The 16,101-nt window shown below is 64.8% G+C and carries 15 protein-coding genes; 5 read left to right on the plus strand and 10 right to left on the minus strand.

The genetic code is table 11. The annotated features are described in order from the left end of the window. Positions 1 to 50: 50 nt before the first annotated feature. On the minus strand, positions 51 to 1,502 hold the full coding sequence (locus F4827_RS13330; protein ID WP_183724420.1) for an aminopeptidase P N-terminal domain-containing protein: 1,452 nt from the start codon (positions 1,500 to 1,502) through the stop codon (positions 51 to 53). Positions 1,503 to 1,715: 213 nt separating this feature from the next. On the opposite strand from F4827_RS13330, the gene F4827_RS13335 reads away from it, so the two are divergent. Then, a complete protein-coding gene (locus tag F4827_RS13335; protein ID WP_183724600.1) occupies positions 1,716 to 2,327 on the plus strand; it encodes a glutathione S-transferase C-terminal domain-containing protein in 612 nt (203 codons plus the stop codon). A 107-nt stretch (positions 2,328 to 2,434) separates the two neighbouring features. Here the strand turns inward: F4827_RS13335 and F4827_RS13340 are convergent, their stop codons facing one another. From F4827_RS13340 to F4827_RS13350, 3 genes are all read right to left on the minus strand, one after another. Beyond that, positions 2,435 to 4,042, minus strand: coding sequence for an FMN-binding glutamate synthase family protein (locus F4827_RS13340; protein ID WP_183724421.1), 1,608 nt, complete (start codon positions 4,040 to 4,042; stop codon positions 2,435 to 2,437). A gap of 242 nt (positions 4,043 to 4,284) precedes the next feature. Next, positions 4,285 to 5,505 (minus strand): tRNA 2-thiouridine(34) synthase MnmA, encoded by a 1,221-nt coding sequence (gene mnmA / locus F4827_RS13345; RefSeq protein ID WP_183724422.1) that lies wholly within the window; start codon positions 5,503 to 5,505, stop codon positions 4,285 to 4,287. A 6-nt stretch (positions 5,506 to 5,511) separates the two neighbouring features. Next, positions 5,512 to 6,015, minus strand: a complete 504-nt coding sequence (locus tag F4827_RS13350; RefSeq protein ID WP_183724423.1) for an NUDIX hydrolase — start codon at positions 6,013 to 6,015, stop codon at positions 5,512 to 5,514. A gap of 290 nt (positions 6,016 to 6,305) precedes the next feature. Between F4827_RS13350 and F4827_RS13355 the strand changes: the two genes are divergently transcribed. From F4827_RS13355 to F4827_RS13365, 3 genes are read left to right on the plus strand one after another with little or no spacing between them, the layout of a single operon-like run. Next, entirely contained in the window at positions 6,306 to 7,457 is a 1,152-nt protein-coding gene (locus tag F4827_RS13355; RefSeq protein ID WP_183724424.1) for a Re/Si-specific NAD(P)(+) transhydrogenase subunit alpha, read from the plus strand. Positions 7,458 to 7,470: 13 nt separating this feature from the next. Further along, positions 7,471 to 7,803, plus strand: a complete 333-nt coding sequence (locus tag F4827_RS13360) for an NAD(P) transhydrogenase subunit alpha (protein WP_183724425.1) — start codon at positions 7,471 to 7,473, stop codon at positions 7,801 to 7,803. Next, a complete protein-coding gene (locus F4827_RS13365) occupies positions 7,800 to 9,254 on the plus strand; it encodes an NAD(P)(+) transhydrogenase (Re/Si-specific) subunit beta (RefSeq protein WP_183724426.1) in 1,455 nt (484 codons plus the stop codon). Before F4827_RS13360 ends, F4827_RS13365 begins: the two co-directional genes overlap by 4 nt. Positions 9,255 to 9,329: 75 nt before the next feature. On the opposite strand, the gene F4827_RS13370 is transcribed toward F4827_RS13365, so the two are convergent. Together F4827_RS13370 and F4827_RS13375 are read right to left on the minus strand one after the other, a co-directional pair. Continuing rightward, positions 9,330 to 10,016, minus strand: coding sequence for a YafY family protein (locus tag F4827_RS13370; RefSeq protein WP_183724427.1), 687 nt, complete (start codon positions 10,014 to 10,016; stop codon positions 9,330 to 9,332). 84 nt (positions 10,017 to 10,100) lie between these two features. After that, positions 10,101 to 10,526 carry a VOC family protein gene (locus F4827_RS13375; protein ID WP_183724601.1) on the minus strand — a complete coding sequence of 142 codons (426 nt, stop codon included), beginning with the start codon at positions 10,524 to 10,526 and terminating at the stop codon, positions 10,101 to 10,103. Between the two features lie 350 nt (positions 10,527 to 10,876). Here F4827_RS13375 and F4827_RS13380 point away from each other — a divergent pair, with 350 nt between their 5' ends. After that, positions 10,877 to 11,671 carry a glycosyltransferase family 2 protein gene (locus F4827_RS13380; protein ID WP_183724428.1) on the plus strand — a complete coding sequence of 265 codons (795 nt, stop codon included), beginning with the start codon at positions 10,877 to 10,879 and terminating at the stop codon, positions 11,669 to 11,671. A 34-nt stretch (positions 11,672 to 11,705) separates the two neighbouring features. Here the strand turns inward: F4827_RS13380 and F4827_RS13385 are convergent, their stop codons facing one another. The 4 genes from F4827_RS13385 to F4827_RS13400 form a co-directional block, all read right to left on the minus strand. Continuing rightward, positions 11,706 to 13,019 (minus strand): class I SAM-dependent RNA methyltransferase, encoded by a 1,314-nt coding sequence (locus F4827_RS13385; RefSeq protein ID WP_183724429.1) that lies wholly within the window; start codon positions 13,017 to 13,019, stop codon positions 11,706 to 11,708. 104 nt (positions 13,020 to 13,123) lie between these two features. Further along, positions 13,124 to 13,414 carry a HigA family addiction module antitoxin gene (locus F4827_RS13390; RefSeq protein ID WP_183724430.1) on the minus strand — a complete coding sequence of 97 codons (291 nt, stop codon included), beginning with the start codon at positions 13,412 to 13,414 and terminating at the stop codon, positions 13,124 to 13,126. 9 nt (positions 13,415 to 13,423) lie between these two features. After that, positions 13,424 to 13,702, minus strand: a complete 279-nt coding sequence (locus F4827_RS13395; protein WP_183724431.1) for a type II toxin-antitoxin system RelE/ParE family toxin — start codon at positions 13,700 to 13,702, stop codon at positions 13,424 to 13,426. Positions 13,703 to 13,896: 194 nt separating this feature from the next. Beyond that, the gene (locus tag F4827_RS13400) at positions 13,897 to 16,065 is read right to left on the minus strand and encodes a site-specific recombinase (protein WP_183724432.1); all 2,169 of its coding nucleotides are present in this window, start codon (positions 16,063 to 16,065) and stop codon (positions 13,897 to 13,899) included. Between the last annotated feature and the right edge of the window lie 36 nt (positions 16,066 to 16,101).

Below are 16,101 nucleotides of genomic sequence, written 5' to 3' on the forward strand. Positions count from 1 at the left end.
TGTGGTGGGGCCGATGGGGCGCGTGTGCGCGTGTGTGCGTGGCGAAGCGCTCAAGCGCCGCGCTGCGCATCCTGCATCAGCGATTCGATTTCGTCGGCGTTCACGGGCACGCCGCGCGTGATGAGCTCGCAACCGGTTTCGGTGACGATGGCGTCGTCTTCGATACGGATGCCGATGTCCCAGTAGCGTTCGGGCACGTCTTCCGCCGCGCGAATGTACAGGCCGGGCTCGATGGTGAGCGTCATGCCCGCTCGCAGCGTGCGCCATGGCGGCGTTTCGCCTGCGTGCTGCGCGCCGCGTTCGCGATAATCGCCTACGTCATGCACATCCATGCCGAGCCAATGGCCCGTGCGATGCATATAAAACCGCGCATAGGCGCGCTCGGCGATCACATCGTCGACGCTGGCAAAGCGCTGGCGATCGAGAATGCCCGTGTCGAGCAGACCTTGCGCGAGCACCCGCACGGCCGCGTCGTGCGGCGCTTCAAAGTTCACGCCTGCACGCGTCGCGTTCACCGCGGCTTGCTGAGCGGCGAGCACGATGTCGTAGATCTCGCGCTGTGCGCTCGTGAAACGGCCGCTGGCGGGAAAGGTGCGTGTGATATCCGCGGCATAGCCGTTCAACTCGCATGCGGCGTCGATCAGAATCAGATCGCCTTCGCGCGCAACGGCGTTGCCAGCCGGATAGTGCAGCACGCACGCGTTAGCGCCTGCCGCGACGATCGATCCGTAGGCGGGCGCCTGCGCGCCGTACTTGCGGAAGGTGTAGAGCAATTCGGCTTCGATCTCGTACTCGCGCATGCCGGGGCGGCAGGTCTGCATCGCGCGAATATGTGCGAGCGCCGAAATCTTCGCGGCGCGGCGCATCGTATCCAGTTCGTGCGCGTCTTTCACGAGACGCATGTCGTCGAGCAAAGGAAGCAGATCATAGGCCGCCGCAGGCGCGGTGACGCCGCTGCGCGTCTGCGCGCGCACGGCGTCGATCCAGCCGCGCACCTGGGCATCGAAACGCTCCGAAGCCGCGAGCGCGTAGTGCAGCGCCGGACGGTTCGCGATCAGACGCGGAATCTGCGCATCGAGATCGTCGATGGGAAACGCGGCGTCGAAACCGAACGCCTCGCGCGCGCCATCGGGCCCAAACCGTAGGCCTTCCCACGTTTCCCGTTCGACGTTTTTCGCGCGGCAGAACAGGATCGACGCGGGCTGGTTTTCGTCGGCGTTAGCGTCGAGCACGAGCAGCGCCTCAGGCTCTGTAAAGCCGGTGAGGTAATAGAAATAGCTGTCGTGCCGATAGGGATAGTCTGCGTCGCGATTGCGCATGACTTCGGGGGCGGTGGGCACCAGCGCCACGCCGCCGCCTTGTGCGCGCAGCGCGGCTAGCACGCGTTCGCGGCGCGCGCGGTAGAGCGCTGCGCCGCCATCGGGGCCGCCCGGCGTGTCGGCGTTTGCTGTATCGGCTGCCGCGCCGGGCGCAGCGGCGCTTTCCGTGAGGGTCGTGTCCATCGTGCGATTGTAGCGCCGACCGTCTGGTAAGCGCGCGGCCACAGCGCAGCGTTATGCATGACGCAAGCCCCCGCGCAATTCGGCTCGATGTTGCATCAAGCCGACAAACCCGAGCGCAGGGAGCGCCCGAATTCACGTCATAGCGTGGTCGATCCGTCAGAATTTGTCGATTACCACGTATACTTCCGCCGAATTCCAGAAAAGGCAGGTGCGATGAAACTTATCGGTTCGCTCGGCAGCCCGTATGTCCGCAAGGCGCGGATCATGCTCGCCGAAAAGAAAATCGACTACAAGCTGGTGCTTGAAAACGTGTGGGCCGCCGAGACGGCGATCCACGATTTCAACCCGCTCGGCAAGGTGCCGTGCCTCGTGATGGAGGATGGCGAAGCCGTATTCGACTCGCGCGTGATCTGCGAATACGTGGACATTCTCTCGCCGGTCGGCAAGCTGATTCCGCAAGGCGGACGCGAGCGCGTGGAAGTGCGGTGCTGGGAAGCGCTCGCCGACGGCATGCTCGACGCCGCCGTGCTGATCCGTCTCGAAGGCACGCAGCGCACACCCGAACAACAATCCGCGGCATGGATCGAGCGTCAGAACCGCAAGATTCACGAAGGTCTGAAAGCGATGGCCAAGGGTCTGGGCGGCAATGCGTGGTGCGCGGGCAACCGCTACACGCTCGCGGATATCGCAGTGGGTTGCGCGCTCGGCTATCTCGACTTCCGTCAGCCGGAACTCGATTGGCGCGACCTGCATCCGAATCTCGCGAAGCACTACGAGAAACTGATGCAGCGTCCCTCGTTCGCGGATACGGTGCCGCAGGCCTGAATCTCGACGCTTCAACGCCAATAAAAAAAGCGCGCAGTGAAATGCGCGCTTTTTTTTCGTCTGCGATTATTTAGATGGTTGCACGCGCAACAATCTAAATAAAAAGTTCAGACGATTTTCTCCACTTCGGGTGCGAACGAATCGCTGCGCGCCACCGGCCACCATTTCTCGAACAGCTGATAGCGATAGCGTCCTTCGAGCAGATCGCCCGGCTTCAGATACTTGAGCAGTTCCGACATCAGCTTCACTTCGTACGAGGAAACGCGGCGCACGATGTGATGCGCGCGCAGATCGGCCGGGCTGTCGAGACCCGCGGCCTGGATGATTTCCTGCAGCGCATGCAGCGTATTGCGATGGAAGTTATAGACGCGCTCGCCCTTGTCGGGCACGTCGAGCGCGCGCTGGCGCACCGGGTCCTGGGTGGCGACGCCCGTGGGGCAACGGTCCGAATGACACTTCTGGGCCTGGATGCAGCCCACCGCGAACATGAAGCCGCGCGCCGAATTCACCCAGTCCGCGCCAATCGCGAGCGTCTTGGCGATATCGAATGCGGTGATGATCTTGCCGCTTGCGCCGATCTTGATCTTGTCGCGCAAACCGGTGCCCACGAGCGTGTTGTGCACCAGCAGCAGGCCTTCCTGCAGCGGCGTGCCGATGTGATCGGTGAACTCGATGGGCGCCGCGCCCGTGCCGCCTTCCGCGCCGTCCACCACGATGAAGTCGGGCAGGATGCCAGTTTCCAGCATGGCCTTGGCGATGCCGAAGAATTCCCACGGATGGCCGATACAGAGCTTGAAGCCGGTAGGCTTGCCGCCCGAGAGCTTGCGCAGGCGCTCGACGAATTCGAGCAGGCCGCGCGGTGTGGAGAATTCCGAATGGCGCGCGGGCGAGACGCAGTCCTGGCCCATCGCAATGCCGCGCGTTTCGGCGATCTCCGGCGTGACCTTGGCGGCGAGCAGCATGCCGCCGTGACCCGGCTTCGCGCCTTGCGAGAGCTTCACCTCGATCATCTTCACTTGCGGCTCGTTGGCGAGGCGCTGGAATTTGTCGGCGCTGAAGCTGCCGTCGTCGTTGCGGCAGCCGAAGTAGCCCGAAGCGATTTCCCAGATGATGTCGCCGCCGTGCTCGCGGTGATATTTCGACATAGAGCCTTCGCCGGTGTCGTGCGCGAAGCCGCCTTTTTTCGCGCCCAGATTGAGCGCGCGGATCGCGTTGGCCGACAGCGCGCCAAAGCTCATCGCCGAGATATTGAAGATCGACATCGAATACGGCTGCGCGCGGCTCGCGCCGACCAGCACGCGGAAGTCGCTGCCGTTCAGTTTGGTGGGTGCGAGAGAATGGCTGATCCATTCGTGGCCGACGGCCTTGACGTCGAGTTCGGTGCCGTAGGGGCGGCTGTCGACGACATTCTTCGAGCGTTGATAGACCACGCTGCGCTGCACGAGCGAGAAGGGCTTTTCGTCGGTGTCGTCTTCGACGAAGTACTGGCGGATTTCAGGCCGCACGAACTCGAACAGGAAACGCAGATGGCCCCAGAGCGGGTAATTGCGCAGGATGGCGTGGCGCAGTTGGGTCATGTCGTAGATGCCGAGCGCGACGAACAGCGCGGGCACGATGGCGCAGAACCACGACAGATGATGGAGCGCCGCTGCAATGACGCAGGCCGCGAGTAGCAGCACCGCGCACCACATGGCGAGGTAACGTCGGGAAAACATGGGGGACTCCTCGATCTCTTGATTCGCCGCGCGAACTCCGATCATGGGCCGCGCGAACCCGCCGCGCCGGGGTACGGCGCTGACGTGCCCGAATGATGCCGCAAGTTTGTGAAACTGGCCGGGAAGCGGGCAGGATTTCGCGGGGCCGGAGCCGACGCCGCGCAAGGGCGTGCGAAAAAGGCGGGAGATCGAGGAGGAGCGAGCGGCACAGAACGTGCCGCTTGCCTTGCGTTACTTCGAGCTTACGGCTGGCTTTCCGTCGCGGCGGAAGCCTTGGCCGCGAATTGCGGCGACTTCTTGCGCGGCGAACGCTTCTTCTTCGGCGCAACCGGCGGCAGCACAGCGGGCACATGCGGTTCGAGCGTCGTCACGGCTTCGATGATGCCGCCGCCCAGGCACACTTCGCCGTCGTACAGCACCGCGGATTGACCCGGCGTCACGGCCCATTGCGCGTCCGGGAAATGCAGCGAGAACTGGCCTTCGCCGAATTCGCCGGCGTTTGCGAACGAGCAGGGCGCATCGGCCTGGCGATAGCGCGTTTTCGCGCCGCAGGTGTGGCCTTCAGGAGGCGGCTCGCCCGCGACCCAGCTCACATTGCCCGCGCGCAGATCGTGCGCGAGCAGCCACGGATGATCGTGGCCTTGCACCACGTACAGCGTGTTGGTTTCGATGTTCTTGCCCGCCACGAACCACGGATCGCCGCTGCCGTCCTTGCTGCCGCCCAGGCCAATGCCCTTGCGCTGGCCGAAGGTGTAGAACGCCAACCCGATATGCTCGCCTACGATCTTGCCGTCGGGCGTCATCATCGGGCCGGGTTGGGTCGGCAGATAGCGGTTGAGGAAGTCTCGGAACGGCCGCTCGCCGATAAAGCAGATGCCGGTCGAATCCTTCTTCTTCGCGTTCGGCAGGCCGATCTGTTCGGCGATCTCGCGCACCTTCGTCTTGGGAATTTCGCCCAGCGGAAACATCGTCTTCGACAACTGCGCCTGGTTCAGACGATGAAGGAAGTACGACTGATCCTTGGTGTGATCGAGCGCCTTCAGGAGTTCGAAGCGACCGTTGCCCGGGTTCTGGCGCACGCGCGCGTAGTGGCCCGTGGCGATGGTTTGCGCGCCCAGCGACATCGCGTGGTCGAGGAAGGCCCTGAACTTGATTTCGGCGTTGCAGAGCACGTCCGGGTTCGGCGTGCGGCCCGCGGAGTATTCGCGCAGGAACTCCGCGAACACGCGGTCCTTGTACTCGGCGGCGAAATTCACCGCTTCGACGTCGATGCCGATCAGATCGGCCACCGACACCACGTCGATCCAGTCCTGACGCGTCGAGCAGTATTCGCCATCGTCATCGTCTTCCCAGTTCTTCATGAAGAGGCCGACGACGTCGTAACCCTGTTGCTTGAGCAGCCATGCCGTGACCGACGAATCCACGCCGCCCGACATGCCTACCACCACTCTTTGTTTGCTCATCTCTGCTCAGCCTTTGCTGCCTGTCTTGTCTGCCAGCCTGGGACCGACCGCGTGCGTCTGCACGAAGTCGAGCGGCACGCGTTTGCCCGCGAGGTAATCGTCCACGCACTGCATCACGAGCGGCGTGCGATGCCGATCGCTTGCGGCGCGCAGTTCGTCCACGCTCATCCAGAGCGTGCGGACGATATCCGGATCGAGCGCGCGATTTTCCGGCTCGGCTCCCACGCTGCCGCAGTACGTAAAGCGCAGATACGTCGCGCCGGATTCGCCCGGTTTGCCGAAATGCGTCATGTACATGCCGACCAGCGCCTCGGGCGTGAAAGACCAGGCGCTCTCCTCCAGGGTTTCGCGCACGACGGCTTCATGAAGCGTCTCGCCCGCTTCCAGATGCCCGGCGGGCTGGTTCAGGCGCAAGCCGAATTGCGTATGTTCCTCGACGAGCAGAAAACGCCCGTCGCGCTCGATCACGGCGGCCACGGTGACGTGGGGGGCCCAGGTTTCATCGTTCATGGGCCGGTATTTTACCGGCACACGCCCAACGCTGCCCGGGGCCGGATCGCGCTCCAACGCGCTCTCGCTGCGTCCCGACCGTCCGGTCGGACGGCCAGCACTGTGGTGTGCAGTGCACAAAAGGGGATAAATCCCGCTTCAAAGCCGTCGCCGCTTTCGGTTAAAGTGGTGCGTCGTTTGCCGTTGCATTGCCCGTTTCAGCCGTACCACGAACGTTGCAATAAAAGCCGGCGAGCCTCGTCGGCCATACTCCAGATCAAAAAGAGAAGCAGGCCGAGGAGGAAACAACGATGCATATCGGAGTGCCCGCAGAGACGCGGGCGAACGAAAGCCGCGTGGCCGCGACGCCGGAGACAGTCAAGAAGTACGTCGCGCAGGGTCACAAGGTCACGATCCAGTCCGGCGCCGGCAATGGCGCCAGCTTCCCGGACGAAGCCTACGCGGCCGTCGGCGCGCAGATCGCCGATGCGGCGGCCGCATTCGGCGCGGAACTCGTCCTCAAGGTGCAATCGCCGAATGTCAGCGAACTCGCGTTCATGAAACGCGGCGCGGTGCTGGCCGGCATGCTCGATCCATTCAATGCGGATAACGCGCAGAAACTCGCCGAAGCCGGTCTGACCGCCTTCGCGCTCGAAGCCGCGCCGCGTACCACGCGCGCGCAAAGCCTCGACGTGCTGTCCTCGCAGGCCAATATCGCCGGCTACAAGGCGGTGCTGGTGGCGGCCAATCTCTATCCGCGCTTCATACCGATGCTGATGACCGCCGCCGGGACCGTGAAAGCCGCGCGCGTGCTGATTCTGGGCGCGGGCGTGGCGGGTTTGCAGGCGATCGCAACGGCCAAACGCCTGGGCGCGGTGATCGAAGCGTCCGATGTGCGGCCGGCGGTGAAGGAGCAGATCGAATCGCTCGGCGCGAAATTCCTCGATGTGCCCTATGAAACCGATGAGGAGCGCGAAGCAGCGGTGGGGGTGGGCGGCTATGCGCGGCCGATGCCGCCTTCGTGGCTCGTGCGGCAGTCTGCCCTGGTCCACGAACGCGCACGCCAGGCCGACATCGTCATCTCGACGGCGCTGATTCCGGGCCGCGACGCCCCCACGCTGTTGCCTTCGGAAACCGTGCAGGCGATGAAGCCGGGTTCGGTCGTGATCGACCTCGCGGCGGGACGCGGCCCGATTGCCGATCAGGCCACGGGGCGGCGCGGCGGCAATTGCCCGCTCACCGTCGCGGACCAGGTGGTGACGCAGCACGGCGTACAGATCTGCGGCTACACGAATCTGGCCTCGATGGTGGCCGCCGACGCATCGGCGCTCTACGCGCGCAATCTGCTCGACTTCCTCAAGCTCATCATCACGAAGGAAGCCACGCTCAACATCGATCTCGCGGACGACATCGTCGCGGCCACGCTGTTGGCCCGCGACGGCGTAGTCACGCGCAAGACCTGAGAGGAGACCGGCAATGGAACTGATCAACCATACCGTCATCAACCTGATCATCTTCGTGCTGGCCGTGTACGTGGGCTATCACGTCGTATGGAACGTCACGCCCGCGCTGCATACGCCCCTCATGGCCGTGACCAATGCGATTTCGGCGATCGTGATCGTCGGCGCGATGCTGGCCACGGGCTTGACCGTGGGCTTCGCGGGCAAATTCTTCGGCACGCTGGCGGTGCTGCTGGCCGCCGTGAACGTGTTCGGCGGGTTCCTCGTCACGCGGCGCATGCTGGAGATGTTCCGCAAGAAAGAGCCCAGGAAGCTTGCCTCTGCAGAAGCCAAGGAGGGCGCGCGATGAGCATGAACGTCGTTACGCTGCTCTATCTGGTAGCGTCGGTTTGCTTTATTCAGGCGCTCAAGGGCTTGTCCAATCCGCGCAGCGCGCGCGCCGGCAATCTGTTCGGCATGGTCGGCATGGCCATCGCCATTCTCACCACGATTGCGCTGATCGTGAAGGAGTCCGCACAGTTCGGCTCGAACCTTGGGCTGGGGCTGACGCTGCTGTTCGGGGCGCTGATCGTCGGCGGCGGGTTGGGTGCGTTCGTCGCCGCGCGCGTCGAGATGACCAAGATGCCGGAGCTGGTCGCGGCCATGCACTCGCTGATCGGTCTCGCGGCGGTGTGCATCGCGTATGCAGTCGTTTCCGAGCCGGCGGCTTTCGGGCTGGTGGCCGAAGACGCGCCGTATCCGGGCTTCCTGCCGTATGGCAACCGTATCGAACTGTTTATCGGCACCTTCGTGGGCGCGATCACCTTCAGCGGGTCGGTGATCGCCTTCGGCAAGCTCTCGGGCAAGTACAAGTTCCGCCTGTTCCAGGGCGCGCCCGTGGTCTACGCGGGCCAGCATCTGATCAACCTGATGCTGGCGATCGGCATGATCGGCTTTGGCGTGCTGTTCTTCATCACGCAATCGTGGCTGCCGTTCATCATCATGACGGCCATCGCGTTCGCGCTGGGCGTGCTCATCATCATTCCGATCGGCGGCGCGGATATGCCGGTGGTCGTCTCGATGCTGAACTCGTACTCGGGCTGGGCGGCGGCGGGCATCGGCTTCTCGCTGAACAACGCGATGCTGATCATCGCGGGCTCGCTGGTGGGCTCGTCGGGCGCGATCCTGTCGTACATCATGTGCCACGCGATGAACCGCTCGTTCTTCAACGTGTTGCTGGGCGGGTTCGGCGCGGAAGCGGGCGGCGCGGCAACGGGCGGTGCGCAGGAACAGCGTCCGGTGAAGTCGGGTTCCGCCGACGATGCCTCGTTCATGCTCGGCAACGCGGAAAGCGTGGTGATCGTGCCGGGCTACGGTCTGGCCGTGGCGCGCGCGCAGCACGCGTTGAAGGAACTGACGGACAAGCTCGTCGAAAAGGGCGTGGAGGTACGTTACGCGATTCACCCGGTCGCGGGTCGCATGCCGGGCCACATGAACGTGCTGCTCGCGGAAGCCGAAGTGCCCTACGACATGGTGTTCGAGATGGAGGACATCAACAACGAGTTCGGCCAGACCGACGTGGTGCTGGTGCTCGGCGCGAACGACGTGGTGAATCCGGCCGCGAAGAACGATCCGAAATCGCCCATTGCGGGCATGCCGATCATCGAGGCCTACAAGGCGCGCACCATCATCGTCAACAAGCGGTCGATGGCGGCGGGCTACGCGGGTCTCGACAACGAACTCTTCTACATGGATAAAACCATGATGGTGTTCGGCGATGCGAAGAAGGTGATCGAGGATATGGTGAAGGCGGTGGAGTAAGCCTGCCTGCCTTATCGATACTCGATATCCGCAGGAAAGCCCGCTAGAAAGCCCGCTAGACAGCGGGCTTTTTCTTTATCGTGACGGCGCATTCACATGCCGCAGATAGTCCGCAAGCCTGCGCCCGCTCACATCGGGAAACGGCTCCAGCACTTCCACGCCGTTCATGCGCGCGATGTTGAAATTGCGAAAGCCTTCGCGCATCTCGCACCACGCGCCGACCGTCCACTGCGCGCCCCAATAGACCAGTCCCAGCGGCCAGACGCGCCGCTCGGTTTGCGCGCCGATGCGGTCGCAATACGCGAAACGCACCACCAGCCGCGCATCGACGGCGCGATGCAACGCATCGATTTTCTCCGAGTACGCCGCATCGACGTGGTACGACGGCGCGAACACGGCGATGCGTTCGAGTACGGCGCGTTTGTCGGCGGGCATGGCGGCGGCGATCTTGGCGAGCGCACCCCGCGCGCCGCCCGCGAGCGCCGCGCCGCCCCAGGATTCGGCCATGCGTGCGCCCACGGCGAGCGCCGTGAGTTCATCGGCGGTGAAGGTCAGCGGCGGCAGGCTGGCGGTGCGCGCGAGCCGGTAGCCGATGCCGGCTTCGCCTTCGATCGGCACGCCCGAAAGCTGCAGATCGCGCACGTCGCGATAGACCGTGCGCGGCGACACGGCAAGCCAGTCGGCCAACTGCTGCGCCGTCGTGAGGCGGCGGCCGCGCAGCAGCTCGGCGATCTGGAACAGGCGGTCGGCGCGACGGGTCATGAAGTGGCTGCTGAGTTGGGTGACGGGCGTGCGAGCCAGGCCGCGCGCCCTGTGGCGCAGATGATAGCGCCGCGCGTGCGTCGATCAGCCGAGCTTGGCCGCGTGCAGCCCGATGCGGTTGCCTTCGGTATCGATGAAAAAGCCGATATAGCCGTAGTTGTTCGGCAGTTCGAGCGCCGGGCCTTGCCGCTTGCCGCCCGCTTTTTCGACGCGATCGAGCGCGGCCGTGACCGAGGGCTGGGCGTTCAGATAGACGAGCACGCCTTTCGGGTCCGGCTTGGCGTCCTGCGGATTGAAGACGATGCAGCCGCCGGTTTCGCTGGCCGAATGGCCGAAGATCGCGATCGGCACGCCGCCGATCACTTCGCGTTGCAGTGAGGTATCGAGAGCGGATTCATAGAAGCGCGCCGCGCGATCGAGATCGTGCGCGGGGATTTCGAACCACGCGATCACGCGGGCGGCGGGTGAGGCCGGGGCTTGCTGGGGCACGGTCTGGGGCACTTCGAGCATTTCGGTGGACATGATGCGCTCCTGGGGGGACGGCGTAGACGTTCGGATGGCGGCGGCTGGCGGGATGCCAATACGCCGGCCCCGTGCGCGATGTGGCGTGCGTCTTGGGGTAGAGGCAGTGTGCGGGAGTGCTGCTGACAGCGTCCTGTCAGTAGCTGCGCGGCCGCCTTGCGCTCTCATTGGCAGCTCTCATTGGCATCGGCTCGCGCCGCTTCGTGCCGGTTTGCGCGGGTTTGTGCGGGTCTGTGGACAAGCAATTTCGAACTTTTTCGAGAGAGACGCGCGCGCGACTCTGCTGTAATCGGCGTATCCGCTTCCACGACGGCACACTTGCCGCTTCCACGCCTCTCATGTCTCCAAACGTTTCGATCATCACGCCTACCGCGAACCGCGAGGCGTTTCTTCCCGCCATCGCGCGCTGCGTGGCGCGCCAGCAAATCGACTGGGAATGGCTCGTCCTCGACGACAGCCCGCAGCCGAGCGCCTTCATGCAGCAACTCGCGCGCAGCGACGCGCGAGTGCGCTACTACTGGTCGAAGACGCCGATATCGATCGGCGCGAAGCGCAACTGGCTCGTGGCTGAATCGAGGTCCGACGTCATCGCCCACTTCGACGACGACGATCACTACGCCGCCCACTATCTCCGCGACATGACGCGCATGCTGCATGAAAACGACGCCGCGCTCATGAAGCTATCCACGTTCTGGATGTATGCGCCTCACACGCAGTTTCTCGGCTATATGGATCTGAATGCGCGCGTTGGTTTGCACTACGAACTGCGTGGCCGGTCAGTTAGCACCGTGACATTCCACGAGAAGATGCAGATCGGCGCGGATTTCATCCTCTTTTACGGCTTCGCCTACGTGTATCGCAAGGCGCTATTCGACACCGCGCGTTACGACGACGTGAATCTGGGCGAAGACGAGAGCTTTATCCGGCGGGTGGTGGAGGCGGGCGGGAAAGTGCTGGCCGCCGAGGATACGCAGGCGAGCTGCCTGCATCTGATCCATCCGGCGTCGACCTCGCGCTGTTTCTCGCGCTACGCCTTGCCGATGTTTCTGCTGCCGAAACTGTTTCCGGAGTACGAAGGATATCCGCTGCCCGTCGAAGCCGGCGGTGCGCAAGTCGGGCCTGCGCGCGTCTGATTGTTGTCTGAGGCGCGCAGGACCGGTTCGGGGTTTAGCCCGCGTTATTTTCGTCCGATGCGGCGTCCTTCGCCGGACGCTGGCGCACGCTGCCCGCGATCAGGTCGAAGCGGAACAGGCGGCATTCGAGCGCACCGTTGAAAAGCGGCGTCTTGGCCGCTTCGCGCAGGCGCAACTGGCCCGGCAGCTTGCGGTCCGAGGTGAGGAAGAACGCGCGCCAGCCCGTGAAGCGCTGCTTGAGTGCGTCGCCGAGCGCCTGGAAGAACTCGGCGTCGGGCGCGTCGGTGTGGGCGCGGCGGAACGAATCGGGCGCGTCGTAGCCGTCGTCGTCACGCGGATTGCGTTCGCGCAACTCGCCACGCGCGTTGCGCCCGCGCACCTCGATACGCTCGCCATACGGCGGATTGGCCACCAGGATGCCTTCGCCCGCTGCGGGCGGCGTCATGTTGCGCGCGTCGATCTGCTTGAGCGGCACATTGCCGAGACCCGCGCGCGAGAAATTGGCGCGCGCCTTTTCCAGCATGACGTCCGAGATGTCGCTGCCGAAGATCTGCAGATCCTTCGCGCGGCTCATCGCCGTATTGCGCGCCGTGTTGGCTTCGCTTTTCAGATGACGCCATGCGGCCGTATCGGCTTGCTTCAGACGCTCGAAACCGAAGCTGCGCGACAGGCCGGGCGCGATATCCATTGCGACCTGGCAGGCTTCGGCGAGGAAGGTGCCGGAACCGCACATCGGGTCATAGAGCGGCTGCTCGGGCGACCAGTTGGTCAGACGCAGGATGCCGGCGGCGAGATTCTCGCGCAGCGGCGCGGCGCCCTTGTCCAGACGCCAGCCGCGCTTGAAGAGCGGCTCGCCGGACGTATCGAGGTAGAGCGTGCAGTCGGTGGTGGTGAGGAAGGCGAAGATGCGCACATCCGGATACGCGGTGTCGACGCTCGGACGCGAGCCGGCCTTGTCGCGCATGCGGTCGCAGATCGCGTCCTTCACGCGCAGCGTGGCGAATTCGAGGCTGCGCAGCGGCGATTTGATCGCGGTGATGTCGATGCGGATCGTCTCGTTGGGCGAGAACCACTTCTCCCACTGCTGCTCGCGCGCAAGCGCGTAGATATCCTGCTCGCCGCGATATGGACGCTGGGCGATCTTCAGGAGCACGCGGCTGGCGATGCGCGAATGCAGGTTCGCGGCCATGCCGCCGGCCCAGTTGCCGCGGAAATGCACGCCGCCGGGGACTTCGGCGCCGACCTGGAGCGCGCCGGGCGGCAAACGCCGTTGCGCGGTTTCGGCCAGTTCGGCGGCGAGCGCGGCTTCAAGGCCACGCGGGCAGGGAGCAAAAAAATCGAAAGACATGAGGAGAGAGGGGACGCTGCGGGGAAGGCGCTATTGTACGCGGGTTATTGCGCGGGGCCGGGCGGCGTGGTGCGGGCTGTGGCTGGCGCGCATGTGCGCAAGCCTCAAGCCGCGTCGCGGGCGAGCGGCTTGATCTTCGGCCGGGGCTGGCGGCTGGCTTGCCAGAGGTCCCACTGGTTCTGCATCCCGAGCCAGAGATCCGCCGAAGTGCCGAGCCAGGCCGAGAGGCGCAGGGCGATATTGGCTGTCACGCTGGCTTTGCCGTTCAGGATATTCGACAGCGTCACACGGTTGATCTGGAGCGCATTTGCGGCTTCCGTCACCGTCATGTCCTGCGGAATCCATTCGCGCAGTACCTCGCCCGGGTGCGCCGGGTTATGCATTCTGCTGCTCATGCCTGTCCTTTAGTGGTAGTCCTGATAATCGAGGAGGATTGCATTCTCGCCTTCGAACGTGAAGGTAAGACGCCAGTTGCCGTTCACCCAGACGGCCCAGTGATCGCGGAGATCGCCGCTCAGCGCATGCAGGCGCCAGCACGGCACCTTCATGTCTTGCGGTCCCATTGCTTGATCGAGCGCAGTGAGCAAAATGCGCAGCCTGCTTGCGTGATGCGGCTGGATTCCAGCCCTGCTTCCGTCCAGGTAAAGAGCGGCCAGACCTTTGTGCCGAAAGGTTTTTATCATGCGACTGTAGCCTATGTGACTACACGTTGCAACTGCCTTGAGATGGCATGTCGCGGTGCAGGAAGGGTTGAGGAACGCTCCGTCGAAACATGGAACACAGGCGTTCCTCAGCGTCGCATCAAGGCTCGCCGCGATGTTTGGGGCGCATCAGACCGGCCTGCGGCGTTGACCGATCGGCATATCAAACCGCCCACTCATTCGTTGTCTTCGCGCAACTCCCCCCGCCGGATCGGCCACACCAGCGACATAGGATGCCGCCTCACGCGCCGCCAGAAAGCGCGCATCAGCGGGCGCACGTCGCGGCGGCCGAGGTCGCGCGAGCGCAGCGCCATATGCAGCGCAAGCGCAAAGCTCACCGTCACATTGAGCACGGCCATGCTGGCCACGCCCGCCACGGCCCACCAGAGTTCGCCGCTTCCCAGCGTGCGGGTGCCGAGCACGCCCAGTGCCACGCCGATCGAGCCCGCCGACAAGGTGACGTGCCGCACCTCGAAGTGGAACGCCACGGCGGACACGATCGCCGGCCCCAGACCGAGCAGCATGCCGAGCGCCAGATTGCCCCACACGCCCGCCGCATTCACGCGGCAAAAGCGCGCCAGACGCGCCGCGCCCGAAGCGCCCAGCGTCATGCGCAGACGCCGGTTCCAGGCGAGCGCATCCTCGACGCGATGGAGTACGAACCAGTTGTCCGCCCATCCGGCGAACAGACTCGACGCCCACAGCAGCACGCCCGTGAGCGCGGCATAGAGCGGCGTCGGCCCGAGCAGCGAGAACGACTGCAGCGTGGCGTGGGCCTTCGCGGGCGAGATCAGATTGACGTGGAACAGCCAGCCGCAGGCGAGCTGGATCGCCAGACAGGCGGGAAACACCAGCAGCACATTGCCGAGCACGGCGGCCGCCTGGGTGCGGATCAGCGCCACCACCGACGAGACGAAGCGCGCCCGGCCCGCCGCCACGTTCGTGCCATCGAGTTCGCGAGCAAGCGTAGGCGCGGTCATGGCAGGCTGCTTGGTCGCGAGCGAGAAGTGACAGAAGTGCATCACGAGGAAGCTCGCCGCGTAATTGATTCCAGCGAATAAGCCTTCGATCATCGATGGCAGATGCGCGCCCGTCACGCCGAATTTCACGTACACGGTGACGGCGGTGACGAGGCCGCCGCCCGCCGCCATGCGCAGCATCGTGAGGTACTCGGCGCGATCGCGTGCGATGTAGTGCTCGCCGGTATCGGCGGACAGTTCCACGACCTTGCGCGAGAGCAGCGCGAAGTTGCTGCGCACGAGGTGCGAAACGCTCTGGCTGCGCTGGTTCGCGCTGATGAGATCGGCGACGAGACGCGCCTGGGTCGGGGCGTCGTCGGCGGCCATCCAGGCGTCGAGCAGACGTTCGGCGCGCACGATGCGCATGCGCATGCGTTCGACCTGGAACACGGTGTCGACGCGCACGCCATGGCGATAGAGATGAGCGAAAACGTCGTCGGTGGCTTTGCGGCAGTCGTCGAGCAACAGGCGCAGCCAGCTCACTTCCTGCAGCAGGCGCGCGGGCTCGCCCGCGTCGCGCGCGTTTTCCACCGCGAGCAGCGCGCGCGTGAGGCGAAAGAACGGCAGCTTTTCGACGGCGACGCGCGCGTCGTCGCTGGACAGGCGGCTGCGCACCGTCGGCGAGAGACCGGTCGAGCTGATCTGGCAGGTCAGGTTGTGCAGCGCCGTCAGCAGGTCAAGCGAGAAGTCGCCGGGCAGTCTGGCGGCTGGAGTTGCTTGAGCGGTTTGGGCGTTTTGAGCGGCTTCTGCGGAGCCGACGTTTTCGGCGATCGCAGGCGCAGGCGCTGGCTCGGCGATCAAAGCCTGCAGGCGCTTGAGCAGGTCAGCGGGCAAGGTCGCGATCCACTCGGGATCGTGCGCAGCCGGAAACATCAGCGTGACGAGCGCGGCGAGGTCGCGACGGTTGGGCGCGGGCGGGATCAGCTGCGCCTGCACGCGCTCGACCAGCGCACCCAGCAGACCCGAATGCACGGGCATGCCGGCATCGCAGAGCAGCGAAATGCTGTCGCTATCGCGCAGCAGCTTGCGCACCATCGCGCCGACATTGGCTTTCCACGCCGGGTTGCGGTCGAGCACGTGCAGCAGATAGCGCACGCGCACATGCTCGGGCGGCGTGCGCTGAGGAGCATCGGGTGTGGGTTCGGACGCCGCATCGGCATCGAGCTTGCCGCGCCGGTGAATCCAGTGCGCAAGCTCGATCAGCCAGTCGCTGCGTTCGGCATAGGGGGCATCGGCATCGGCGCTGGCGAGCAGCGCGTCGAGCTGCTGTCCGGCGCTGCGGGAGGCGCGCCATTTTTTCCAGAGCGTCGGAATCGAACGGAACATACGAGAGTGTCGGGCAGTGAGGCAAGCCGACATTAT

The organism is Paraburkholderia bannensis (genome assembly GCF_014200455.1).
Taxonomy (GTDB): Bacteria; Pseudomonadota; Gammaproteobacteria; order Burkholderiales; family Burkholderiaceae; genus Paraburkholderia; species Paraburkholderia bannensis_A.

Excerpts from the sequence above, each read along its gene's own strand:
- F4827_RS13330 (WP_183724420.1), bottom strand. The coding sequence starts at position 1,502 with ATGGACACGACCCTCACGGAAAGCGCCGCTGCGCCCGGCGCGGCAGCC.
- F4827_RS13335 (WP_183724600.1), top strand. The coding sequence starts at position 1,716 with ATGAAACTTATCGGTTCGCTCGGCAGCCCGTATGTCCGCAAGGCGCGG.
- F4827_RS13340 (WP_183724421.1), bottom strand. The coding sequence starts at position 4,042 with ATGTTTTCCCGACGTTACCTCGCCATGTGGTGCGCGGTGCTGCTACTC.
- mnmA (WP_183724422.1), bottom strand. The coding sequence starts at position 5,505 with ATGAGCAAACAAAGAGTGGTGGTAGGCATGTCGGGCGGCGTGGATTCG.
- F4827_RS13350 (WP_183724423.1), bottom strand. The coding sequence starts at position 6,015 with ATGAACGATGAAACCTGGGCCCCCCACGTCACCGTGGCCGCCGTGATC.
- F4827_RS13355 (WP_183724424.1), top strand. The coding sequence starts at position 6,306 with ATGCATATCGGAGTGCCCGCAGAGACGCGGGCGAACGAAAGCCGCGTG.
- F4827_RS13360 (WP_183724425.1), top strand. The coding sequence starts at position 7,471 with ATGGAACTGATCAACCATACCGTCATCAACCTGATCATCTTCGTGCTG.
- F4827_RS13365 (WP_183724426.1), top strand. The coding sequence starts at position 7,800 with ATGAGCATGAACGTCGTTACGCTGCTCTATCTGGTAGCGTCGGTTTGC.
- F4827_RS13370 (WP_183724427.1), bottom strand. The coding sequence starts at position 10,016 with ATGACCCGTCGCGCCGACCGCCTGTTCCAGATCGCCGAGCTGCTGCGC.
- F4827_RS13375 (WP_183724601.1), bottom strand. The coding sequence starts at position 10,526 with ATGCTCGAAGTGCCCCAGACCGTGCCCCAGCAAGCCCCGGCCTCACCC.
- F4827_RS13380 (WP_183724428.1), top strand. The coding sequence starts at position 10,877 with ATGTCTCCAAACGTTTCGATCATCACGCCTACCGCGAACCGCGAGGCG.
- F4827_RS13385 (WP_183724429.1), bottom strand. The coding sequence starts at position 13,019 with ATGTCTTTCGATTTTTTTGCTCCCTGCCCGCGTGGCCTTGAAGCCGCG.
- F4827_RS13390 (WP_183724430.1), bottom strand. The coding sequence starts at position 13,414 with ATGAGCAGCAGAATGCATAACCCGGCGCACCCGGGCGAGGTACTGCGC.
- F4827_RS13395 (WP_183724431.1), bottom strand. The coding sequence starts at position 13,702 with ATGATAAAAACCTTTCGGCACAAAGGTCTGGCCGCTCTTTACCTGGAC.
- F4827_RS13400 (WP_183724432.1), bottom strand. The coding sequence starts at position 16,065 with ATGTTCCGTTCGATTCCGACGCTCTGGAAAAAATGGCGCGCCTCCCGC.